This window comes from Mucilaginibacter sp. 22184, assembly GCF_052045695.1.
Lineage (GTDB): Bacteria > Bacteroidota > Bacteroidia > Sphingobacteriales > Sphingobacteriaceae > Mucilaginibacter.
Genome location: NZ_JBQEPI010000011.1, coordinates 186,318 through 209,630, shown reverse-complemented (window position 1 = coordinate 209,630; position 23,313 = coordinate 186,318). Strand labels below are relative to the sequence as shown.

The window sequence follows — 23,313 nt, the reverse complement described above, 5'->3', positions numbered from 1 at the left end:
CTGCGATTGCCACACTGCGTTCGCAATGACGCGTGGAGAGAAGGAGCCGCAGTCGAAGAGAGGGATGCCGGGGGCGAAAATTATCTACGAGCGTCATTGCGAGGAGGAACGACGTGGCAATCCCCTACTTACAGAGCGGCCCTGCTACTCGGCGATTGCCACACTGTGTTCGCAATGACGCGTGGAGAGAAGGAGCCGCAGTCGAAGAGAGGGATGCCGGGGGCGAAAATTATCTACGAGCGTCATTGCGAGGAGGAACGACGTGGCAATCCCCTACTTACAGAGCGGCCCTGCTACTCTGCGATTGCCACACTGCGTTCGCAATGACGTGTAGGAGAAGGAGTCGCAGTCGGAGAGAGGGTTGCCCAGCGAAGCGTAGGCGGTCTGAGTTTACCCTTGCAAATCAATGCTCAATCCGGACTCTTGCTTCTTGTTTCCCGCCTCTTATCCCCACCTCTTGATTCTTAATTCTTGACTCTTTCCCCAAAAGCTTATCTTTGCGCCATGGCTGTAACTTTTGAAGAATTTAAATTTAACCGGCAAATATTGAACGCGATAGCTGATGCCGGTTATACCGAAGCTACGCCCATACAGCAAAAGGCCATCCCCCCGATACTGAACGGGCAGGATGTGATGGGTATTGCGCAAACCGGCACCGGTAAAACGGCGGCCTATGTATTGCCCATTATCATGAAGCTGAAGTATGCCCAGGGCGAAAGTCCGCGGGCGCTCATTGTATCGCCAACGCGCGAGCTGGCTATGCAGATAGAGGAGAACGTAAAAATATTTGCCGCCAATACCGACTTACGCGTGGTGGTGCTTTACGGCGGCCTTGGTCCTAAAACACAAATTGAGCAGATCAATAAAGGGGTTGATATCATTGTAGCTACACCAGGCCGTTTTATGGATATTTACCTGGCCGGGCACATCGTAACGAAAACCCTGCAGGTGCTGGTGCTGGATGAGGCCGACAAGATGATGGATATGGGCTTTATGCCCCAGATAAACCGTATACTGGAAGTGGTGCCCGTGAAAAGGCAAAACCTGCTTTTTTCGGCTACCATGAGCGATAAGATCCATGAGCTATCCAATAATTTCCTGGAATATCCCACCATTATCGAGGTAACCCCGCAGGCTACCCCGGCGCAAACGGTAAATCAGCATTTATACCATGTGCCTAATATGAAAACCAAGATCAACCTGCTCAAAAAGCTGCTTGATCTGGAAGGTGATATCACCAAGCTCATCATATTTTGCAAAACCCGTGTGGCTGCAGAGGATGTGTACAAATTTCTGCTGCGCAAGTATGGCGAAAAGGAGGTGAAAGTATTGCACGCCAACAAAGGGCAAAATACAAGAATCAACTCCATCAACTCCTTCCGCAACGATGAGGTGAAGATACTGGTAGCTACCGATGTGGCATCACGGGGTATTGATGTGAGCGATGTGAGCCATGTGATTAACTTTGATGTGCCGGTGGTGATTGAGGATTATGTGCACCGCATAGGGCGTACGGGCCGGGCCCTGCAATCGGGCGAAGCCATTACTTTTTGTGGCCCCGCGGAGGAGTATTATCTTAAAAAGATCGAAAAGCTCATCAAGCAAAGTATCCCCGTATCCACTATCCCTGATGATGTATTTGTGGAGGAAACCGGTTATGACGAAAGGCAGGAGCAGAACAAGGAGATCGACATGCAAAAGCGCAAGGAAGATCCCGACTTTAAAGGCGCCTTTCACGAGAAGAAAACCCTTAACCAGCGCAAAAAGTTTGATGCCGCCCGGGATAAAGCCCGTTACGGCAAAGTAGGCAAACAAAATCCCAAAAGTAAACCATCAAGGAAAAAAAGATAATGATAGATGTGTGGATGTGTAGGTATGCAGATGTGCGGATTAACTACGTTGAAGGCTTCGCCGTTTTAAATGTGCAGATGAGAAAAAATCAATAATTCAATAATTCAATAAATCAATAATTAACTTGAAGCTACGTATTACCCCATTGAATTTTGCCACTACTTTTTTTATTGTGGCGGCGGTTTACATCTGGATCTACGGTGCCCATATCGCGGGCAGGCCACTGGAAAGCTGGAGCACCACTATTGGCTGGATCTTTTTGCTGTTTGCCGCGGTAGTGTTTTTCCTGGATCTGATATTCCGTAACTTTTTTGCCGAGTTGAAAAAGTTATGGATCATAGAGCTGTGTTTTATAGCTTTGGTAACGGTTATATTCTTGCTGGTTAAATGATTGGTAAATAAAAAAAATCCAAAGAGGGGTGTCACCCTGAGCTCCGTCGAAGGGTAGAGCGCAGAGGCCCGCCCACCATGCTTCGACGGAGCTCTGCATGACACCCGTTTTTGAATAAAGCCACTAAGAGGGCAATTATTTGAAGTAGATGGCGGCGCAAGGCTAAAATAAATTACAAACCCATTATATGCCCTTTGTTTAAAAATTAAGATACTTGCGGCCGGAAAATTTATAAAAATATTAATCAGTAAGTCCTCTATATGATTTTTACAGAGGATTAAAAAATCAAAATTCATTAACTCCATAAATCACTAATTATTTTCGGATGAAAACTGCTGAAATAAAGCTCACCATAAGCCTTGATGATAACAATGTACCGGAAGCCATTATGTGGGAATCAACGGACTCGCAAAACAAAGAGGCGCTGCCGGTAAAATCAATGATGCTGGCCCTGTGGGATCAAAGCTATAAAAATACCTTGCGCATTGACCTTTGGACAAAGGATATGCCTGTTGATGAAATGAAACGCTTTTTTTATGAAACCCTGCAAACCATGGGCGACAGCTTTTTACGCGCCACCGGCGAAAAAAACATCGTTGAAGACCTGCGCGACTACTGCGCCCACTTTGCCGACAAAATGGAAATAAAACAATAAATTTAACTTTAGTTGTATAGGGTATCAAGTAATTAGTATCAAGTATCAAGATAGCTGCATTTGTTTTAAGAGACTTGCAAAGAGGTCTTGATACTTGATACTAGTTACTTGATACTAAAAACCTTACCTTATGCGTATCAGTTCTATTTTATCTTTCCTGGGTTTTGTGCTGCTTTTTGCCGGTACTTATTGCCCTTTGCTGCGGCCGCTTGGTTTATTTAACTGGAATGTTTATCAGCTTAACCAGCCCTATGGTTTAGTACTGGCCCTGGTTGCCGTGGTTGGCGTGGCGGCTTCGTTTTTAAATCAGCCAAAACTTATTCGTATAGCTTCGTGGTTGGCGCTGGCATTGGTAGTGCTGTTGTTGCTGGCTTCTATTTTTAAAGTGCAAACCGCTTTTAGCTTTATTCCCTTTAAAAAACTCGATGCTTACTTAACCCGCCATGTGCGGTTTAAATGGGGCTGGTATGTGCTTTTTTCCGGAGCGATACTGGCTGTATTGGGCGCGCTAAGCAGCAAACCCAATATATATATTAAGCCGGTAGCCGAAGAGGCGGAGAATTAGAATAGGGAATTAAGAGTTAAGAACCAAGAGATAAGAATAAGGAAAAGCAATAAATCCTCCTCCCGAATTTTGATTTAAATTAAAGGCGACGTATTTAAGCAAACAGCATTTTTAGTCTTGATTCTTGATTCTTATCTCTTGGTTCTGTATCACCAGTCTGGCTTCCTCAATTACCTACTCCTTAAATGTTTATTGTCCTTTTTAAATAATAAAAAGTTTTTTTTTGAACATATTTGTAATATAAACAAAAGGTCTGCATGTTAAAGTTTTCTTTCCGCCAGCAGGTTTTAGCTGGCTTTGTGGTGTCCATTATCCTGGTTTTAGCTGTTGGCGTATTATCGTACAACAGCATCCGTAAGTTTGAAGATGATAATCAATGGGTAGATCATACCCAAAAGATCATCAAATCGGCAAACAGCCTGATGCAGCACATGATCGATGCCGAAACCGGTATGCGGGGTTACGTAGCTACTGGTAAGAAATCATTTCTCGATCCGTATAACGAAGCCCTGCCGCGCATAGGTGTTGATCTGCAGGCCATGCGTGACCTTTCGGTTGATAATGCCTCTCAGCAACAAAGGATCGATTCTTTAACATCATTTGTTGCCGCTCAGCGTACCATCCTCAAAACCAATATCGACACACGCGAAGCCAAAGGACTTGATTTTTTGGTAAGCAACGATATGCTGCTGAATGGTAAGCAAAACATGGACATGATCAGGCTGCTGGTGGTGCATGTTACCGATGCCGAAAATAATTTACTGACTGCCCGCAAGCAAAGCTCCGAGGAGGCTTCTACCACGGCTATCTATGTTATTGTAGGTGGCTCCCTGATATTCCTGGTTATTATCCTGATCCTGTTCTTCTACATACAGCGTACTTTTGATCAGCAGAAAAAAATTGAGGCCGAAATTAAGGTGGCGAATATTGAGCTGGGTAAAGTGCTTGCCGAAAACGAGGCCAAAAACTGGCTGCTCACCGGTACAGGTCAACTTAATGAAAAAATGCAGGGCCAGCAAAGTGAAAGGGAACTATCGGGCAATGTGCTTACCGAAGTTTGTACCTACACCAAGGCTGCCGCAGGTACGCTATACTTGTATAACGAAACTCATCAGCGTTTGGAGCTTTATGCATCATACGCGTTCCATAATCCCGACTTTATTAAAAAAACGATCCAGTTATCCGAAGGTTGGCTGGGGCAGGTTGCACAAGATCAGAAAGCCGCGGTTGTTAAAGGTAAACTGAATGAGAAACTCGACCTGGAATCGTCGGTGATCAAAGAAACCTTAAGTGAAAACTTTATTGTTCCTTTCTTTTTTGATAAAAAGTTAAAAGGCGTGCTGGAAGTAGCCTATGTGGGCGAACTGCCAGGGCATAGCAAAGATTACATTGTAGCTGTAGCCAATGATATTGGTATTGCTGTAAATACCGCCCAGGCCCGCACCATTATGCACGACCTGTTTGAGGAAACCCAGCAACAAGCCGAAGAACTGGAAGCACAACAGGAAGAAATGCGCGTTACCAACGAAGAGCTGGTGAACAAAACAGAAATGTTGCAGGCATCGGAAGAGGAGCTGCGTGTTCAGCAGGAAGAGTTGCGCACCATAAATGCCGAATTGGAAGAAAAAGCAAGCCTGCTCGAAGAAAAGAACGAAGCTATTGAACAGGCCCGGGCCGCCATCAATATAAAAGTTGATGAACTGGAAGTAACCGGTAAATATAAATCGGAGTTTTTGGCCAATATGAGCCATGAGCTGCGTACGCCATTGAATAGTATCCTGGTATTGGCACGAATACTAAAAGACAACAAACCACTGAACCTTTCTGAAGACCAGGTAAAATATGCCAGCGTTATATTTAATGCCGGTAATGATCTGCTTACGCTGATCAATGATATTCTCGACTTATCGAAAATTGAGTCGGGCAAACTGGATATGCAAAATGAGGATATCAAAGTATCCGATATTTTGGGAGATATGGAAATGCTTTTTGCCGAGGTGGCCAGTAACAAAAAGATCAACTATACCACCAGTGTTAGTAAAAACCTGCCCAAAACCATATTTACTGATAAGGTACGTGTAGAGCAGGTGATCAAAAACCTGCTTTCCAACGCGTTTAAATTCACTTCCGAAAACGGATCGATATCCATTACTGCGCGCCCGGGCGAAAAAGAATCAACTATTAGTTTCGCCATTAAAGATTCGGGTATCGGTATTCCGGCCGAAAAGCAGCGTATCATATTTGAGGCGTTCCAGCAAGCCGACGGATCAACCAGTCGTAAATATGGTGGTACCGGATTGGGTCTTTCTATAAGTCGTGAACTGGCCATGCTGCTGGGCGGCAGTATCAGCCTCACCAGCGAACAGGGGGTAGGCAGTGAATTTGTGCTAACCATTCCGTTGAAAGCCATACAAACGGTACCCCATGAAGATGAGATATTGCCAACCGCGCAAACCTTTAAAGCCGAAAGCGCTGCCCTGGCGCATGCGGTTAAACCAGTGCATAGTGACCGCGAGCCATTAGTGGTGATTGTGGAGGATGATAAAAACTTTGCCCACATACTACAGGATTACGCGCGCGACCATGGTTATAAATCGGTAATGGTTCATGAAGGAACTACGGCTGTTGAAACCGTGAAAGAACACATGCCCGATGCCGTGATACTGGATATTATGCTTCCTGGTAAAGATGGCTGGCAGATATTGAAAGAGCTGAAGCATAATGAAGCAACCATGCACATACCGGTGCATTTGATGTCGGCTGGTGACGCGGCAGCAAACCGGGTACGCAAAGAAGGCGCTATCAGCTTCCTGAAGAAACCGATCAATACCGAAACGCTGGATAAGCTTTTTGCCGATATCATGCTGCAAAGCGGTACCAAATTTAAACAGATATTATTGGTGGAGGATCATAAAGCCCAGAGCCAGGCTTTGAAAGATATGATGCAGGGACAGGGTATTACCGTTGACCAGGCATTTGATGGCGAATCGGCCTTCAGGATGCTGCATGAAAACGAATACCAATGCGTGATCCTGGATCTGAACCTGCCCGATATATCCGGGCTCGATCTGCTGGATAAGATCAAGGAGGTTGAGCGTTTCGCCTCGCTCCCGGTAATTGTGAATACAGCCATGGAACTGGATAAGGCATCGGTTAACCGATTGATGCAATATGCCAACGCGATGGTGGTAAAAACCAATAAATCGGCAGATAGACTGATTGATGAAGTGAACTTGTTCCTGAACAAGATCAGCGAATCGAGCAGCGCCCAGTACGAACCTGCACCGGCTTTTACTAAAGCTAAACTGCCTTCAAAAGGAAAAGGCGCTCTTAAAGGAAAAAAAGTACTGATAGTTGATGACGATATGCGCAATATTTTTGCATTGAGCAGCGCCCTGCAAGGATATGACCTGGTTGTAGAGATAGCCAACGATGGCGAAGAGGCCATTGCCAAACTGGAGGAAGTGCCTGGCATTAATATTGTACTGATGGATATCATGATGCCTAAAATGGACGGATATGAAGCTACCCGGTACATACGCAAGCAAGCTAAATGGGCCAAGCTACCGGTAATAGCCTTAACCGCGAAAGCGATGAAAGACGACCGTGAAAAGTGTATAGCCGCAGGCGCCAATGATTATATCACCAAACCGGTTGATATGGACAGGCTTATTGCATTGATGCAATTGTGGTTAGAGAGTTAAAGTTAATATGAGTGATACTTCTGTTGTTATAACATCCACCCAAATAACCGAATTGATAGACCTGGTACGCAGGGTACACGGGTTTGATTTTTCGGGTTATACCAAAGCCTCGTTAAAAAGGCGGGTGGTGAGGATAATGCAGCTGAAAAAAATGGAGTTTTATGATCTGAAACATATCCTGGTTAATGATCAGTATTTTTTTCAGTATTTTTTAGAGGAGATTACGGTGAACGTTACCGAAATGTTTCGTGATCCGTCGTTTTATAAAGCGCTTAGCTTACAAGTGATGCCCTACCTGTCAACTTATCAGCATGCCAAAATATGGTGTGCGGGCTGTTCAACAGGCGAAGAGGTTTATTCCCTGGCCATACTACTGCGCGAGGCAGGGCTCAGCAAAAAATCATTCATTTACGGTACCGATATAAATACCGAAGTATTGCGGGAAGCCCGTAAGGGGATATATAGTTTACGCAATATAAAAAGTTACGCCGAAAATTATCAATTTACGGGTTTAAAAGGCTCTATATCAGATAATTTTACTATTTTGTATGATGCTGCGTCGATACATAACGAGCTGAAGCAGAATACCCTGTTTTCGGTGCATAATTTAGTGTCTGATGATGTGTTTAACGAGTTCCAACTCATCAGCTGCCGTAATGTTTTTATTTATTTTGAAACCGAACTGCAGGAACGGATATTGGAATTGTTTTATAAAAGCTTGTGCCCCTTGGGCTATTTATGTTTAGGTAGTAAAGAAACCATACGGTCTGAAGCTTTTAAACGAAAGTTCAAAGTGATCAATCACAAGGAAAATATTTATCAAAAAATTGGGACCTGATAAAAATTTACTCGACCGCTGGCGCACCACCGAGTTATTACTACTGGGTGGCTCGGCCGGATCGTTTAAACTATTGTTCCAGATGGTAAAGTTGCTGCCTGATGATCTGGATAAAACGGTAATCATCGTTATCCATCGCAAGCGGAACTTTTTTAGTGAAATAGCGAAACTTTTTGCAGAGAATACCCGTATTTCCCTCCGCGAAATTGAAGATAAAGACGTTCTGAAAAAAAATACGATTTATATAGCACCCGCCAATTACCATACCCTTATTGAAAAGGGCGGGTATTTTAGTTTGGATGTATCCGAGGCGGTCTGGTACTCAAAACCCTCAATTGATGTAACTTTTGAAAGCGCCGCCGAGGTTTACCATGATCGATGTATGGCCATCTTATTATCAGGAGCCAACCAGGATGGTGCCGATGGGATGTTAAAATTGAGGAGACATGGGGCAATTACCGTTGCCCAGCATCCCGAGGATGCAGAAATGGATGAAATGCCTACAGCGGCCATTAACAATGGAGGCGCCCGGTATATATTACGTACAGATGAGATATTTAAACTTTTACATACACAGTAATTCACTTACATTAGCATTACTTACATTAGCATTAAATGAGTCCCGTTAATATTCTTATTGTTGATGATAGAGAAGAAAATATTGTTGCGCTTGAAGCATTATTGAAGCGCGATGATATTCGTATATTTTCTACAACATCGCCAAATGAAGCTCTCAAGATTGCCTGGGACACACATATTGCTATTGCCCTTATTGATGTGCAGATGCCCGAAATGGATGGTTTTGAGTTGGTTGAAATGCTCAAATCAAATCCGCGTACACGAGATATCATGGTGATATTTGTGACCGCCATATCTAAAGAAGCTAAATACGCGGTGAAAGGTTTGGGTACCGGCGCTATTGATTATTTGTACAAACCGCTTGATCCGTATATAACATCGGCCAAGGTTGATTCATTTGTGCACCTGGCGCGTACCCAGGCCGAGATCAGGCTAAAGAACGAAGATTTGCAGAATTTTGCTATCGTGGTAAAAAACTCTGCCGATATCATTTGCTCGGTCGACGCGCAAAATCTCCGCATCAGCAATATTAACCCCGCGGTTGAAACCATTATGGGTTTTAAATCGGCAGAGTTGCTGGGTAAAGGAATTGTTAACCTGGCGGTTGAAAACCAGCAGGCGCTGTTTCGCAAAAAGCTGGGCGAGATCATCAAGGACAACCTGAACTTTGCCGTTTTTGAATTACAGTTTGAAACCTTTGATAAACGGGTGATATGGGTAGAGTGCCGTGCATCCTATCATAATAAAATCATTTTTTTAAACATCAGCGATATCTCGCCGCAAAAGAGCTACCAGGAACAGCTGATCAAGTCAAAAGAAAACGCCGAATACAGCAAAAAGGTAAAGGAAACTTTTTTGGCTAACATGAGCCATGAGTTGCGTACCCCGGTTAATGGTATTATAGGTATTACCAACCTTTTGCTGCGTACCGAACTGAATGAGCAGCAAAAAAACATGCTCAATTTGCTCGAAACTTCCTCCAAGTCGTTACTGGGGGTAATAAACGATGTGCTGGACATATCCAAAATAGAAGCGGGTAAGTTTAACATTGTACGTACACCCAATAATATACGCGAGCTTATACGGGCCGCGTTTGATCTGCTTAAATTCAGGGCCGATGAAAGCAATATTGAATTTATACTGGAGATAGAGGATAATGTGCCGGCAAACCTCATGGTTGATTCCCTGCGTTTGAATCAGATCCTGATGAACCTGTTGAGCAATGCTATCAAGTTTACCGAACGCGGGTATGTTAAACTGAAGGTATCGGTATTGCAAAAACATAACGATAAGGTTAAATTGAAGTATAGCGTTGAAGATTCGGGTATTGGTGTTCCGGCCGATAGGCTGAGCAAAATATTTGAATCATTTGAACAGGCCGAAGAAGATACCGTAAGCAAATACGGCGGTACTGGACTTGGCTTAACCATTGTAAAAAAACTGGCCGAATTAAAAGGCGGTGAACTCACCGTGAGCAGTCAATTAGGTAAAGGAAGCACCTTTAATTTTATCAACTGGCATACCATTGCGGCTGCGCCGGTTGAAAAAATGAGCAGTAAACCCGATAAAATACTTAATCCATTTAACAATGTTACTGTTTTGGTGGCCGAAGATAATATGGTGAACCAGTTTATGCTATCGAAAATGCTGAAGGACTGGAGCGTGGAGGTTGATATGGTAGATAATGGACGTAAGCTGATCGAAAAACTGAAAAGCAAAAAATACGATCTTATTTTAATGGATACCCATATGCCCGAAATGAATGGTTATGAAACTGCCCGCACTATACGTGTTGACTTTGAAGAGCCCAAAAGAAGCATCCCTATCATATCCCTTTCAGCATCTTCATTTGGGCATGAGCAGGAACAAGCGCTTACCGCAGGTATGAATGATGTGTTGGCAAAACCATTCCAGCCATATCAGCTGCACGAAAAAATAAGCCAGTTGCTAAAGGTAGTGGTATAAGTACTAAAACTCGAGTTTGGTTTGGCCGATACCCATTACTTTGGCCTCGTGTTCCAGCAGCCATTTTTTACGCCAAAGGCCACCCGCGTAGCCGGTAAGGCTGCCGTCTGAACCTATAACCCGATGGCAGGGTACCACTATCCACAGATCATTTTTACCATTGGCCGATGCTATGGCCCTGATGGCCAGCGGACTATTCATTTGGTTTGATTGCTGCGCATAGGTAATGGTACGTCCGTACTTTATTTGCAATAACTCGTCCCATACCTGTTGCTGAAAAGGAGTGCCCGCCTGTTTCAGCGGCAGATCAAACTCCTTGCGCTCACCTTTAAAATACTCATCCAGTTGGTCAATAGCCTTTTGCAATAATGGGGTTGGTGCAGGGGTAATTTCATACTCCTCGTCCCGGGCCGATATGGAAGCAATAAAGCCATCCTCTTCGGTAATGCGGGTTATGCCAAGCGGGGTATTACAGTAAGCAACGGGCATGAATTTTATTTTTACAGGTTGATAATGGATTGCCGGAGGCAATGTGATTTCTTTTTCAAATTTAAAACAATTGGAATGATTGAGCAAATGCTTGCGTCAGGACGATCTCATAAAAGCGGGTTATTGCGAGCGAAGCTGTGGGCCCCTCTAAAGAAGTGATAGCGCGAATAAGCCTTGTTGAGAAACAGTATAGCGCATAACCGACTCACCTGGTCTACGCTTCGCTGGACCACCCTCTCTTCGCCTGCGGCGGAAAGAGGGTGAGAAAAAAGAAATGAAAATCCCCTCTATGCGCGAAGCGGAGAGAGGGGTGACGAGCGTAGCGATGTCGGGGTGAGTCGATTCTACAAGCAAAACCCATGAACAAATGAACCAAATAATTACCTTTGACGCCATGAAACTCGTTAACGAAACCTGGCACCTGCTTAAAAAGGAAATTTTGCTCGAATGGCGGTCAAAATATGCTTTTAATGGTGTTTTGTTATACGTGGTATCAACCGTATTTATTTGTTATATTTCCTTTAACCTTACCCCGGGTTTTAGCGGCAGCAATGGTTACAAAGTGGTGTGGAACGTACTGTTCTGGATCATTATGCTGTTTGCATCGGTTAACGCCATAGCCAAAAGCTTTATGCAGGAGAGCAAGAGTCGTTTGCTTTATTATTATTCTATAGCCAGTCCGCAGGCTATTATCCTGTCAAAAACCATATACAATGTTTTGCTGATGGCCCTGTTAAGCATACTGGCTTTACTGGTGTACATGGTGTTTTTTACCAATACTCTTGGAGATCCTTTGTTTTACTTTTTAACCGTGCTGTTGGGTAGCCTGAGTTTCTCTACCGTGTTCACCATGATATCGGCCATCGCCTCCAAAGCGGGTAATAACGGTACACTGATGGCTATTCTGAGTTTTCCTGTTATTATACCCGTGATCCTGGTGCTTATCCGCCTCAGTAAAAACGCGATGGATGGGATAGACAGAAGCCTGAGCCTGGGCAACATCGGTGTTTTGTGCGCCATTAATGCCATTGTGATTACCACCGCGCTTTTGCTTTTCCCTTTCCTTTGGCGAGATTGATGGGCAAAAGATAATAATGGCATCCACTGTAACTTTCTTGTATCAATAAATAAATGCGGGCAATTTCATCAAGCGTTCATAAAAATTATGTTTTTTAGTACCTTGAAAAAAAATTTATCCCTCATTAATGCGGCCTTATTGGATCATTCTTCTTCTTTTTATAGTATGCCCTTTTGTGGTAGCTGCTCAAAATACTACCATTACGGGTACGGTTGTTAATGCCAATGGTAAAAACCCGATAGCCCGGGCCAGCGTATTTTTAAGCAATGCCACTTATGGCGCGGTTACAGCCGAAGATGGCTCATTTACTCTTGGCGGTGTTAAACCAGGCCAGTATGAGCTGGTAGTAACCACCGTTGGGTACGAAGACTACTCACAAACCATACAGGTGAGCGGCGCGCCGCTGAAATTGAATATCGAGCTTACCCAAAAAGTATTAATGCTGCGCGAAGTAGTGATCAGCAGCGCAGCCGACTGGAAAAAGAATTACGAACAATTCAGGCGGGAGTTTATTGGCACTACCGAAAACTCCAAACTTTGCCGGGTAGTTAATCCGCACATACTCAATCTGATTTATCATCGCAACAAACAGCAGCTGGAAGCTTCCGGGGATGAATTTTTGGTGGTAGAAAACCACGCGCTGGGATATCGCACCAAGTTTTTACTCAAAAACTTTTTGAGTGATGGCATCGAGCATACCATACAATACGCAGGTAAGGCCCTTTTTGAAGAACTGCCCGGATCGGCAGAACAAAAGAAAGCCTGGAAACAGAAACGTGAGCTGGCTTATTATGGCTCGGCACAGCATTTTTACCGTTCGTTATATAAAGATAGGTTGAAAGAGGAAGGTTTTGAAGCGCATGATTTTACCCGCATGCTCAACCGCGAACGGCCCGACGAAGGCCTGATATTACAAAAGATCAAAAGATACAGGGATATCGCTCCTAATCGCGATTCGCTGGCCAACTGGTACAGGCTCAACAACCTTACCAAATGGAACCGGGAAAATCTGGTCCGTTTACCCTATCAATCTATGGAAATATTGCGTAAAACACCCGAAAAGGGGATATATGCCGTTGTTTTTCCTCATCTGCTATACGTGGTATATACCAAAAAGGAAGAGACTACCGAATTTAGGGATGTTTATCGCCCCCTGGATATGGGTAATTATGAAGCCAGTATTGTAACCCTCTACGGTAACTATATCTTGTTTGATATGAACGGTATTGTGATATCAAACCCAAGTCCGCTTTATGAAGGTACCTGGTCCAAAGCTAAACTGGCCGATCTGCTGCCCGTAGATTACGAGCCGGGGGACTGATCGTTGTTCATTGGTTCGCTTGTTCATTAGTCTTAGCATGATCGTTCATTGGTTCACTGGTTCATTAGTTTATTGGTCTTAGCATGATTGTTCATTAGTTCACTTGTTCATTGGTCTTAGAGGTGGTTCCTAATGAGGTTTTATCAGTTCGTAGTAATTTTTCAGTGTTTACTAATGAACTAATGATACTAATGAACCAGTGAACCAACAAATGAACCAATGACACTAATAAACTAATGAACCAAAATACCTACCTTTGCCCATCAATCAATATGAAATTTATTTATCAATCCTGGTGGAAGGTTTTAACAGTGATCGTAATTATTTACACACTGATAGCCGGTTTACTGCTTGGGGTGCCCAAGCTGCCTATAGTTCACGAAACAATCAGAAATACCTATTTCCATGTACCTATGTGGATGGCCATGTTTACGGTTTTTTCCATTTCGGTTTATTACAGCATCAAATACTTAAATACCGGTAAAGAAAAGTACGACCTTATCGCAGTTGAATGCGCCAATACAGGTCTGTTCTTTTTTGTGCTGGGGCTGATAACCGGCATGCTTTGGGCCAAATATACCTGGGGCGAGTTCTGGAGCAACGATCCTAAACAAAACAGCGCCGCCATAGCCTTCTTGTTGTACTGCGCTTATTCGGTATTGCGTAATTCCATTGACGAGGAACAGAAACGCGCCAAAATATCGGCTATCTATAACATTTTTGCTTTCCCGGTGATGATCGTACTGATCATGGTATTGCCCCGGATGACTGATTCGTTACACCCGGGTAATGGTGGTAACCCTGCTTTTGGTAAGCTGGATTTGGATAACCGCATGCGTATGGTATTATATCCTGCCTTTATTGCCTGGAGCTTTATGGGCATCTGGATAGCCTCGGTACGTTACCGTATCCGTTTAATTGAATATAAAAAGAACGAAAATTAATAATGAAGAAGCTTACAGTTTTAGTATTGCTGCTGTTAAATTTTGCGCGTGCTTTTGCACAACAAAGCGTTACGGTTGAAATGGATAACGCGTTGCGCAGCTCGGGTAAAATATACGTTGTAGTGGTTACTATAGTGATAATTTTTGCCGGATTGGCCTTTTATCTGTTCTCTATCGACCGTCGATTAAAAAAAATCGAAAAAGAAAAATAGTTCAAATAATTTGCCTATCTTGTTTAAACTTGGTTTTTGTACCGTTGTTATAAGGTGTATCTGAAACACTAACAATAAAATATTTGCGATATTGATAAAAATTGTACCAAATTTGTGCACTTTTTTAAGAGTTTAATATTTATATAACAATTATGGCTACGAATATTTTAGTTGCTGATCAGGATACCCACTTCTTCGGCGACGTATGTAAAAACTTCGATTACGCAGCGCAGTTTACCAAACACGATGCCGGTTTATTAGACCAGATTAAATCATGTAACAGTGTTTACCGCTTCCGTTTCCCTATCCGCAGGGGCAATGGGTTTGAGGTGATCGACGCGTGGAGGGTTGAGCATTCACATCACCAATCGCCAACCAAAGGCGGTATCCGCTACAGCGAAATGGTGAACGAGGATGAAGTAATGGCACTTGCCGCTTTAATGACCTACAAATGTGCCATTGTGAACGTTCCGTTTGGTGGCGCTAAGGGCGGTATCAAAATAAATCCTAAAAACTACACCGTAAGCGAGCTGGAAAACATCACCCGCCGCTACACTGTGGAATTGATCAAGAAAAATTTTATTGGTCCAAGTATTGACGTACCTGCTCCGGATTATGGATCGGGCGAGCGCGAAATGAGCTGGATTGCTGATACCTATGCTACCATGAACCCAGGTCAGCTGGATGCTATGGGTGCTGTTACCGGTAAACCTATCGCGTTACATGGTATCGCTGGTCGTCGGGAAGCTACCGGTCGTGGTGTGGCTATTGCCATCCGCGAGTGTGTAAGCGTTGGCGAGGATATGCAGAAACTGGGCTTATTGCCAGGTTTAGCAGGTAAAAGAGTTATTGTACAGGGTCTTGGTAATGTGGGCTACTATTCGGCTAAATTTCTGGCTGAGTTTGGCGCCATCATTGTAGGGCTTTGTGAGTTTGAAGGCGCTATTTATAATGAGGACGGACTTGACGTTGAAGCTGTTTTTCAACACCGTAAAGCAACCGGTTCTATTTTAGGCTATGCCGGCGCCCTGCGCGAATTTGCTAACACCATGGAAGGCCTGGAGCAACCATGCGACATCCTGGTACCGGCCGCTCTGGAAAATCAGATCACCGAATACAACATCCGTAACATACAGGCTAAAATTATCGCCGAAGGTGCCAACGGTCCAACCTCGCCAGAAGCCGAAGCTATATTTTATGCCAATGGCGGTTTAATCATCCCGGATATGTATGCCAATGCCGGCGGTGTAACGGTATCCTACTTTGAATGGTTAAAAAACCTGAGCCACGTAGCTTTTGGCCGTATGAACCGCAGGTTTGAAGAAAACTCCAACCTGAACCTGGTGAACATGGTAGAAGGCATCACCGGGGTATCTCTTACCCCGATGCAGCGTTCAACCATTATCAAAGGCGCGTCTGAACTGGAACTGGTAAACTCCGGACTGGAAGATACCATGATCCGCTCATATCACGAGATCAGGGAGATATACAAAAGCAACCCTAAGATCGAAACCTTGCGTAATGCAGCCATGGTAGGCGCTATCAACAAAATCGCCGTATCATACCAAAACCTTGGTGTTTGGCCGTAAATAATTTCCTTGTCATTCTGAGGAACGAAGAATCTATTTGCTGGTATGCATATTTGAGAATAGATCCTTCGCTATGCTCAGGATGACAAAATTTATAGAAAGGGCGGATTGAAAAATCCGCCCTTTTTTGTTTTCTTACTTCCGCTATGTCACTGCGAGGAGGAACGACGAAGCAATCGCGAACTATACAGATCTATCTTTTATATTTCCCTTTGTTAATTTTCAAACTATGCTTTTCTCCTACCAATGGCTTAACTAACTTTTGCGAGGCAGAAATAGATTTTGAAGAAGTATCCTCATTCTCCTTGTACGCCTCCGGTATCCATTCCAATTTTAGTCTGCATGTATTATTCATGGTAATTGCTTTAAGTAAATATAGTAAATTGGCTTAAAAAGGAGGGACTGCCACCCTGAGCCTGTCGAAGGGCGTGCGCAGAGGCCGGCCCACCATGCTTCGACGAGCTCAGCATGACCCATTGATGCCAGATAAGCCAACGCCAAATCCCCAAAATCCTCATTCCTGACTCTTAGATTCTTGATTCTTTTCTCTATCAAGAATAATTCTAAATAGCATATATGACTTGTAATGAATTTTATTAGCGCTATGTTTTGTATTTTTGCGTACTATTTTATAATATATAAGCCTCGGAATGAAGAAAAGTGCAATTTTTGGTCTTGTAGTTATCGCTATTGCTATAGCGGTTATCATTAGTGTTTACTCCAACTCCAGTACTTATGGTTCTTTTAGCGATGCTACAAAAACCACCAGCGAACTGCATATTGTAGGGCACCTGAACAAAACAAAACAATTGTACTATGATGCCACCAAGGATGCCAATTACTTTTCATTTTACATGAAGGATAACAAAGGCGAGGAGCGTAAAGTGATTTTTACAGGCACCAAACCCGAAGACTTTGAACGCAGCGAACAGCTGGTATTAACCGGCACCATGGTTGGCCAGGAGTTTCACGCCTCCAAGATCCTGATGAAATGCCCTTCTAAATACACTCAGGACAAGTTAGAAATTACAGAAGCAAAGGCCACGCAGGCCAGTATATAATAAAGTTAAAAGTCAAAATTCAAAAGTCAAAAAAAGCATACTTGCCTGACTTTTAACTTTTGACTTTTGAATTTTGACTTAAAATATGGATACAGTTTTTAAAGGTGAACACCTTTTACCCGGCCAGATAGGTCAGTTTTTTATCGTTCTTTCTTTTGGCGCGGCGCTTATATCATTTATCAGCTATTATTTCGCTACTACCGAAGATGCCGGCAAAAACGATAGCTCATGGCAGCGCATGGGCCGCATCGGTTTTTACGTTAATTCTATCTCTATACTGGGCATGGGCGTATGCCTGTTCTATGTTATTTATAACCACTATTTCGAGTATCATTATGCCTGGGCCTATACCTCGCGTTCGTTGCCGGTTTACTATATCGTATCCGGTTTCTGGAACGGACAGGAGGGAGGCTTCCTGCTTTGGACCTTCTGGCAGGCTGTTTTAGGTAATATCCTCATCCGCAGGGCCAAATCATGGGAACGCCCCGTAATGACAGTGGTGGCTTTTTCGCAGATAGTTTTAGCCACCATGGTACTGGGTGTCGAAATTTTGGGTACCCGCATTGGTAGCTCACCGTTCCTGTTGCTACGTAAAGCACTGGAAGCGCCTATCTTTCAAAATCCTGATTATCTTTCGTTTATAAAAGACGGCCAGGGTATGAACCCATCCCTGCAAAACTATTGGATGATCATTCACCCGCCAACCTTGTTCCTGGGTTTTGCATCGATAGTAGTACCTTTTGCATACGCGGTAGCTGGCCTTTGGCAAAAACGTTATAAAGACTGGGTTGCACCCGCTATACCATATGCACTGTTTGCCGGTATGATACTGGGCACCGGCGTTATTATGGGTGCTTTCTGGGCATATGAATCACTGAATTTTGGCGGTTTCTGGGCATGGGACCCGGTGGAGAATGCCTCTATCTTCCCATGGATCACCATGGTTGCCGCTTTGCACGTACTCATTGTATATAAAAACACTGGTCACTCTTACTTTACCGCTACCTTCCTGGTATTGATCAGCTTTGTACTGGTATGGTATTCATCGTTTCTGTCGCGCAGCGGTATCCTTGGCGATACTTCGGTGCACTCTTTTACAGATAACGGCATGTTCTGGCAACTGGTTATTAGCGTGCTGATATTCCTGATCATTTCAGTGGTATTGCTGGTGGCTCGCTGGAAACAGTTGCCCATCACCAAAAAAGATGAAGACACTTACTCGCGCGAATTTTGGATGTTTGTAGGCTCGGTATTTTTGGGTCTGTCGTGCTTCCATTTATTGGTTGTAACTTCCGTACCGGTATGGAATGCCATGTTTGGTACCAAAATAGCGCCGCCGTCTGATGTAATTAAGCATTACAATGTTATCCAGTCGTCGTTTGCTTTTGTGGTAACGATACTTACTGGCATTGCGCAGTTTTTAAAATATAAAAAAACCGATGTTACCCGCTTTTTTATTACCACAGGTCTGTACCTGCTTTTCGCGGCTTTAATAACCGCCCTGGTAGTTTATGGAACCGGCGTTTACAAGCTGAACGCGGTATTTATACTGGTAATGTGGGGCTCGGTATATTCGGTAGTGGCCAACGCCAAAATACTGGGCGATGCGTTTAAAGGTCAGTACAAACTTGCCGGTTCGGCTGTGGCGCATATCGGTTTTGGTTTACTACTGGTAGGCGCACTGATAGCAGCGGGTACCAGCAGCGTGATATCTATTAACAATACCGGCGAAGGTTTTTCTCCCGAGTTTGCCAAAGAGCAAAACCCGCGTGAAAATATTATAGTTTACCGCAATCAGCCCGTAAAAATGGGCGACTTCCTGGTAACCTATACCGGCGACTCAATCTCGGCCCCTAATCATTTCTTTAAGGTTGATTACAAACAAGTAGATGCTAATGGTAAGGTGACCAACGAGTTTGTGCTGAAACCCAAAGTTCAGGTAAATAAAGGTCAGCTGGCTTCATCACCAGATACCAAGCATTATCTGTTTCATGACATGTACACGCACATCACCATGTCAAACGCTATCAGCGCCACAGAGGGTGGTTCCGAAAGCGCTCATGACGAGGTTGATGATGATAAAAACTACGATACACCGGTAAGCCACGAAGTAAAACCCGGCGATACCATCAAATATCGTGACGGTTATATTTTAGTAAAAGCGCTAAACAAAGAAGCCAAAGTACAAAACATCCCGCTAAGCGACAGCGATGTGGCCATTGGCGCCAACCTGGAGGTAGTAACCCATGGTAACCACTATAACGTTGTGCCGGTATACATGATTAAAAATGGCAACGTGTTTGATTTTGCCCGTAAAGTTGATGATGCAGGCTTGAAACTGCGTTTCAGCAAGGTGATACCCGAGAACAAGAAGGTAGAGATCATGGTGTACCAGCAACCCGAAAGCAAGAAGAAATTTATTGTGATGAAAGCCATCCAGTTCCCATATATCAACTTTTTCTGGGCAGGTACCATCATTATGGTGATCGGTTTCTTCATGTCTATCCGCCGTAGGAAAAAGGAATTGAAGGTGGTTTAAGGTATCAAAAGCCCTCTCCAAAAAAGAGAAGGCTTTTGAATATCTCTGTTACAGGGCGTATAAACCCCTCCCTGCCACAACACAAGCCATCGCACCCCTCCCGCGGGGAGGGAATTAAAAACACGATCAAAAGCGCAGGCCCTGTGCGATTCCTTCCCTCGGGAAGGGTAGGAAGGGGTTTCTGCATTATAAAGGAAGATCTTTCCATCGGTCCCCATAAAATTGATACGATTTTGCTAACTATTGATACGCTGATACTCAGTGGTTTTTAAATAAATCAATTTATTTGTCTGGCTTATTCTTAAGCCGTCTACACCAATTTATAAACAATAATTATTGCTTAACATCTTCCTGGGTTAAATCCGTGTGGGTATGTTTCGTTCATCATAATGATGGGGAAAACCTTCTGGTCAAGTAGTACGGGTTGCGCTGATTTGCCAGTGAGGTAGATGAAAGCATTGTTCGTGAATTTTAAGTATGCTAACCAAAACCACTTAAAATATGAAAAACAACTTTTTTATTCTTTTGGCTGCGACTTCGCTGGTGCTACTTAACAGCTGCCAAAAATCAAAAACTAATGCCCTTGCTGAGGCTAAGGCATCAAAAGCAAAGGGAAACAGCCAGTCGGCCATCTTTACCAATGCTTTGCCATCGGCTGATAATGGTAGTTATTATGATCCCTGGGTGATACGGGTTGGCGGTTACTACTATTATTGCGGCTCGGATGGTGGCCGGCTTTGGATAACCAAATCAGCTACGTTACAAAACATTCTGCAGCAAAGTAAAACCTACATTTTTACACCACCCTCGGGTACAATGTACTCCGGCGATCTTTGGGCGCCCGAGCTGCATTACCTGGGCGGGCGCTGGTATGTATATTTCGCGGCTGATGACGGTAATAATAACAACCACCGTATGCATGTTTTAGAGGGCGGGGCCGATGCTAACGATCCGTTGAATGGCGCCTATAACTATAAAGCTAAATTAGCCGCTACTACCGATAGGTGGGCGATTGATGGTTCGCCGTTTGTTTATAACGGGGTAACCTATTTTATATGGTCGGGATGGGAAGGGACTACCAATGTATCGCAATACCTGTATATCGCTACCATGAGTAACCCCTATACTATCAATAGCGAAAGGGTTGAAATTTCGCGTCCCGATTATGCCTGGGAAAAGGTGGGTACACCAACCGTTAATGAAGGACCCGAAACACTGATAAGCGGCAATACAGTTAACATTATTTACTCGGCCAGCGGTAGCTGGACAAATGACTATTGCCTGGGCCGTTTAACCTGTACTAATGGTAATTTAATGTCAAAAGCATCCTGGACAAAGCTATCCACCCCGGCATTTTCAAAGTTTGGTAATGTATTTGGTCCGGGCCACGCGTCGTTTGTGAAATCGCCGGATAATCTCCAGTGGTGGATCGTATACCATGCCGCCAATGCCGACGGCTCGGGCTGGGACAGAAGGGTCATGACCCAACAGTTTTCATGGGATGGCGATGTGCCTTACTTTGGTTATCCTATCGAAAAAGGGATCCCCATACCTGCACCCGCTATCGACCCAAGTTACAGCATGCCTATAGCCAACGGTACCTATCGCATCAAATCAAAAGTTACCGGCCAGTGCCTGGATGTGCCCAGCGGTTCAACAACACCAGGAACGCAGTTGCAGGAGTGGACGGACAATGGCAACATAGCGCAAAAATGGGTGTTCACCAGTTTGGGTAATGGCTATTATAAAGTTAAATCGGCTGCCAGTAATTTATGTTTGGATGATGCGGGCGCCTCATTAAACGCGGGCAATATCCTTATTGAATGGAACGACATTGGCGGTACTGCGCAGGAATGGCGCGTACAGGACATGGGTAGTGGTTATTTCAAAATTATTAGCCGCCGCAGTCTGCTGGCGCTTAACGTACCCAATAGCAATACTACACCAGGCACAAAATTAGAGCAATGGTACGAAAATCAATACGATGCCGAACTATGGAGCATAGTGCCGTAGGTAGGTGCTGAATATGGCTATGGTTATTAAGTATTGCCGGTTTTAGCCGGTGATGCTTAATGCCATAGTTAGTTTATATGGAGATGGTTAATTCCTTTTCATGTTTTTTATCGTACCATAGGTTACGCCTATATTTATAAAATACTTGCGGAGCATATCGTACTTTTGTGTGCATACAACCCCCACATCTAATCTGTCTGATTTAGATGCGTAATGCTGGCAGGCAAAGCAAATTTCAAGATAATCATAAACCTTACCCTTTTTATCAAAAAATACAAAGGCATTACGGGGATCGTAGCAAGAGGCTCCTTCTATGGTGTTGAAACCTGTTTTTCGGTAATTAGTGTTATAAATGATATTGGTAAGCTGGTTGATCTGGTCCTGCTTTAATTGTTTAAATTCCTGTAAGGTAACATAATCCAAACTGTCTTTGACGATATGCAGGCCGCCTCTTAGTTTTTTTGCTTTGGCCGATAATAGGCCTTTTTTTAAACTGTCCTGCATTGAGGGGGCATCTGGTACATTGAGGCAACGAAACGAAACCGCCAGTATTTTTGCCGCCTTTGAAAAAGGATATTTTTTTAAACGTTGCCCAAGTGTGTATTGGTTGGTAAAGGTGCAATTATCAAACCACGGTTTGTGCATCTTTTCAAGCTCCTGGATGGTGAGTTTCCTGGTAGCCGGGTTTTTTACAGATTTTGTTTTTTGATGCTTAACGGTATCAGTTGTAAGTGTATAGGCAAAACCATAACTCCAACTGCCGAGCAGGAGCAGGTAGGTGAGTAATTTTATTTTCATGGATAAGGGTTTATGCATATCGTTATTTTCTGCGAGACGAAGGCTGTGTGCCATGTTTTATGCCCAGGTCAACAAAACATTTTCTAAGCATTTCGTATTTCTGATTACAATCATCCCCGATAAATATTTTGTCATGCATTGATTTATAATTTTCGCATTCAAAACAAACCTCCAAATAATCAATTACATTTCCCTGGCGGTCGAGAAATATAAAAGCATTATGCGGATTATAACAAGAGTGCCCAGGTTCTGCAACGTTTTTATCATTAATGGTTACCTTATAATCGTAATTATAAATGATATTGGTTAATCGCCGTATAAGGCTGTCATTTGCTGTTCTTATTTCTAATAGTGTTGAGTAATCCAACCGGTTTTTTATAATCACCAGTCCTTTTAAATGCTGTTCATCCAGATGGGATGGATTTAATGGAGAATTATCATCGGAGCCGGCATAAGACACTACCAGAATTTTGGTTGCCTGAGTAAAAGGATATTGCTTTAGCCGCTGTTGCAGACTATACCGGTTGCTAAATTTGCAGTCATCAAACCAGGGCTTGTAACCTTTAGTATGTGACCGGGTATATTGTACATGCGGAGTATAAACCCGTTTCTTTTGATGATGTTTGATTGTATCCAATCCACAACTCAATTCCCGGCTGCAGGCGTAGCTGCCAGGATGCATCAATAAAAATAAAAACAGGAGTAACTTAGGGTTCATTAC

Annotated in this window: 19 protein-coding genes; 16 read left to right on the top strand and 3 right to left on the bottom strand. The window is 43.7% G+C overall.

All coding sequences use genetic code 11. The features are described 5' to 3' along the window. The first annotated feature begins 504 nt into the window (after nt 1-504). The 8 genes from ACTJKG_RS23800 (at nt 505) to ACTJKG_RS23765 (ending at nt 10,548) form a co-directional block, all read left to right on the top strand. Nucleotides 505-1,851, top strand: a complete 1,347-nt coding sequence (locus ACTJKG_RS23800; RefSeq protein WP_440740583.1) for a DEAD/DEAH box helicase — start codon at nt 505-507, stop codon at nt 1,849-1,851. A gap of 124 nt (nt 1,852-1,975) precedes the next feature. Next, on the top strand, nt 1,976-2,242 hold the full coding sequence (locus tag ACTJKG_RS23795) for a hypothetical protein (RefSeq protein WP_172336672.1): 267 nt from the start codon (nt 1,976-1,978) through the stop codon (nt 2,240-2,242). Between the two features lie 325 nt (nt 2,243-2,567). Further along, nucleotides 2,568-2,897: a gliding motility protein GldC gene (gldC, locus tag ACTJKG_RS23790; protein ID WP_440740582.1), complete on the top strand. Its 330-nt coding sequence runs from the start codon at nt 2,568-2,570 to the stop codon at nt 2,895-2,897. A gap of 130 nt (nt 2,898-3,027) precedes the next feature. Next, nucleotides 3,028-3,462, top strand: a complete 435-nt coding sequence (locus tag ACTJKG_RS23785) for a hypothetical protein (RefSeq protein ID WP_172336674.1) — start codon at nt 3,028-3,030, stop codon at nt 3,460-3,462. Between the two features lie 257 nt (nt 3,463-3,719). Next, a complete protein-coding gene (locus ACTJKG_RS23780; protein WP_440740581.1) occupies nt 3,720-7,166 on the top strand; it encodes a response regulator in 3,447 nt (1,148 codons plus the stop codon). Between the two features lie 7 nt (nt 7,167-7,173). Further along, nucleotides 7,174-8,004, top strand: coding sequence for a CheR family methyltransferase (locus ACTJKG_RS23775; RefSeq protein ID WP_440740580.1), 831 nt, complete (start codon nt 7,174-7,176; stop codon nt 8,002-8,004). Next, entirely contained in the window at nt 7,994-8,584 is a 591-nt protein-coding gene (locus ACTJKG_RS23770) for a chemotaxis protein CheB (RefSeq protein WP_440740579.1), read from the top strand. Before ACTJKG_RS23775 ends, ACTJKG_RS23770 begins: the two co-directional genes overlap by 11 nt. Nucleotides 8,585-8,619: 35 nt before the next feature. Then, nucleotides 8,620-10,548: a hybrid sensor histidine kinase/response regulator gene (locus tag ACTJKG_RS23765; RefSeq protein ID WP_172336678.1), complete on the top strand. Its 1,929-nt coding sequence runs from the start codon at nt 8,620-8,622 to the stop codon at nt 10,546-10,548. A gap of 3 nt (nt 10,549-10,551) precedes the next feature. Here ACTJKG_RS23765 and ACTJKG_RS23760 read toward each other — a convergent pair whose 3' ends face one another. After that, nucleotides 10,552-11,037: a methylated-DNA--[protein]-cysteine S-methyltransferase gene (locus ACTJKG_RS23760; RefSeq protein ID WP_440740578.1), complete on the bottom strand. Its 486-nt coding sequence runs from the start codon at nt 11,035-11,037 to the stop codon at nt 10,552-10,554. A 394-nt stretch (nt 11,038-11,431) separates the two neighbouring features. Here ACTJKG_RS23760 and ACTJKG_RS23755 point away from each other — a divergent pair, with 394 nt between their 5' ends. The 8 genes from ACTJKG_RS23755 (at nt 11,432) to ACTJKG_RS23720 (ending at nt 21,794) form a co-directional block, all read left to right on the top strand. Further along, the gene (locus ACTJKG_RS23755; RefSeq protein ID WP_172336915.1) at nt 11,432-12,115 is read left to right on the top strand and encodes a heme exporter protein CcmB; all 684 of its coding nucleotides are present in this window, start codon (nt 11,432-11,434) and stop codon (nt 12,113-12,115) included. A gap of 127 nt (nt 12,116-12,242) precedes the next feature. Beyond that, complete coding sequence (locus tag ACTJKG_RS23750; protein ID WP_172336680.1) at nt 12,243-13,436, top strand: carboxypeptidase-like regulatory domain-containing protein; 1,194 nt, start codon at nt 12,243-12,245, stop codon at nt 13,434-13,436. Nucleotides 13,437-13,672: 236 nt separating this feature from the next. Beyond that, nucleotides 13,673-14,380: a cytochrome c biogenesis protein CcsA gene (ccsA, locus tag ACTJKG_RS23745; RefSeq protein WP_440740577.1), complete on the top strand. Its 708-nt coding sequence runs from the start codon at nt 13,673-13,675 to the stop codon at nt 14,378-14,380. 2 nt (nt 14,381-14,382) lie between these two features. Further along, nucleotides 14,383-14,592 (top strand): CcmD family protein, encoded by a 210-nt coding sequence (locus ACTJKG_RS23740; RefSeq protein ID WP_172336681.1) that lies wholly within the window; start codon nt 14,383-14,385, stop codon nt 14,590-14,592. A 152-nt stretch (nt 14,593-14,744) separates the two neighbouring features. Continuing rightward, on the top strand, nt 14,745-16,181 hold the full coding sequence (locus ACTJKG_RS23735; RefSeq protein WP_172336682.1) for a Glu/Leu/Phe/Val family dehydrogenase: 1,437 nt from the start codon (nt 14,745-14,747) through the stop codon (nt 16,179-16,181). Between the two features lie 650 nt (nt 16,182-16,831). Further along, entirely contained in the window at nt 16,832-17,242 is a 411-nt protein-coding gene (locus ACTJKG_RS23730; protein WP_172336683.1) for a cytochrome c maturation protein CcmE domain-containing protein, read from the top strand. A gap of 85 nt (nt 17,243-17,327) precedes the next feature. Then, on the top strand, nt 17,328-19,781 hold the full coding sequence (ccsA, locus tag ACTJKG_RS23725) for a cytochrome c biogenesis protein CcsA (protein ID WP_172336684.1): 2,454 nt from the start codon (nt 17,328-17,330) through the stop codon (nt 19,779-19,781). Nucleotides 19,782-20,282: 501 nt separating this feature from the next. Next, complete coding sequence (locus ACTJKG_RS23720; protein WP_440740576.1) at nt 20,283-21,794, top strand: family 43 glycosylhydrolase; 1,512 nt, start codon at nt 20,283-20,285, stop codon at nt 21,792-21,794. Between the two features lie 87 nt (nt 21,795-21,881). Here ACTJKG_RS23720 and ACTJKG_RS23715 read toward each other — a convergent pair whose 3' ends face one another. Next, nucleotides 21,882-22,592, bottom strand: coding sequence for a hypothetical protein (locus ACTJKG_RS23715; RefSeq protein ID WP_440740575.1), 711 nt, complete (start codon nt 22,590-22,592; stop codon nt 21,882-21,884). A gap of 22 nt (nt 22,593-22,614) precedes the next feature. Next, nucleotides 22,615-23,310: a hypothetical protein gene (locus ACTJKG_RS23710; RefSeq protein WP_172336687.1), complete on the bottom strand. Its 696-nt coding sequence runs from the start codon at nt 23,308-23,310 to the stop codon at nt 22,615-22,617. Between the last annotated feature and the right edge of the window lie 3 nt (nt 23,311-23,313).

Bases quoted from the DNA above. Each gene is read 5' to 3' on its own strand.
- ACTJKG_RS23730 (WP_172336683.1), top strand. From the start codon at position 16,832: ATGAAGAAAAGTGCAATTTTTGGTCTTGTAGTTATCGCTATTGCTATA.
- ACTJKG_RS23765 (WP_172336678.1), top strand. From the start codon at position 8,620: ATGAGTCCCGTTAATATTCTTATTGTTGATGATAGAGAAGAAAATATT.
- ccsA (WP_172336684.1), top strand. From the start codon at position 17,328: ATGGATACAGTTTTTAAAGGTGAACACCTTTTACCCGGCCAGATAGGT.
- ACTJKG_RS23715 (WP_440740575.1), bottom strand. From the start codon at position 22,592: ATGAAAATAAAATTACTCACCTACCTGCTCCTGCTCGGCAGTTGGAGT.
- ACTJKG_RS23735 (WP_172336682.1), top strand. From the start codon at position 14,745: ATGGCTACGAATATTTTAGTTGCTGATCAGGATACCCACTTCTTCGGC.
- ccsA (WP_440740577.1), top strand. From the start codon at position 13,673: ATGAACCAAAATACCTACCTTTGCCCATCAATCAATATGAAATTTATT.
- ACTJKG_RS23750 (WP_172336680.1), top strand. From the start codon at position 12,243: ATGCGGCCTTATTGGATCATTCTTCTTCTTTTTATAGTATGCCCTTTT.
- gldC (WP_440740582.1), top strand. From the start codon at position 2,568: ATGAAAACTGCTGAAATAAAGCTCACCATAAGCCTTGATGATAACAAT.
- ACTJKG_RS23800 (WP_440740583.1), top strand. From the start codon at position 505: ATGGCTGTAACTTTTGAAGAATTTAAATTTAACCGGCAAATATTGAAC.
- ACTJKG_RS23710 (WP_172336687.1), bottom strand. From the start codon at position 23,310: ATGAACCCTAAGTTACTCCTGTTTTTATTTTTATTGATGCATCCTGGC.
- ACTJKG_RS23760 (WP_440740578.1), bottom strand. From the start codon at position 11,037: ATGCCCGTTGCTTACTGTAATACCCCGCTTGGCATAACCCGCATTACC.
- ACTJKG_RS23780 (WP_440740581.1), top strand. From the start codon at position 3,720: ATGTTAAAGTTTTCTTTCCGCCAGCAGGTTTTAGCTGGCTTTGTGGTG.
- ACTJKG_RS23775 (WP_440740580.1), top strand. From the start codon at position 7,174: ATGAGTGATACTTCTGTTGTTATAACATCCACCCAAATAACCGAATTG.
- ACTJKG_RS23785 (WP_172336674.1), top strand. From the start codon at position 3,028: ATGCGTATCAGTTCTATTTTATCTTTCCTGGGTTTTGTGCTGCTTTTT.
- ACTJKG_RS23740 (WP_172336681.1), top strand. From the start codon at position 14,383: ATGAAGAAGCTTACAGTTTTAGTATTGCTGCTGTTAAATTTTGCGCGT.
- ACTJKG_RS23720 (WP_440740576.1), top strand. From the start codon at position 20,283: ATGAAAAACAACTTTTTTATTCTTTTGGCTGCGACTTCGCTGGTGCTA.
- ACTJKG_RS23755 (WP_172336915.1), top strand. From the start codon at position 11,432: ATGAAACTCGTTAACGAAACCTGGCACCTGCTTAAAAAGGAAATTTTG.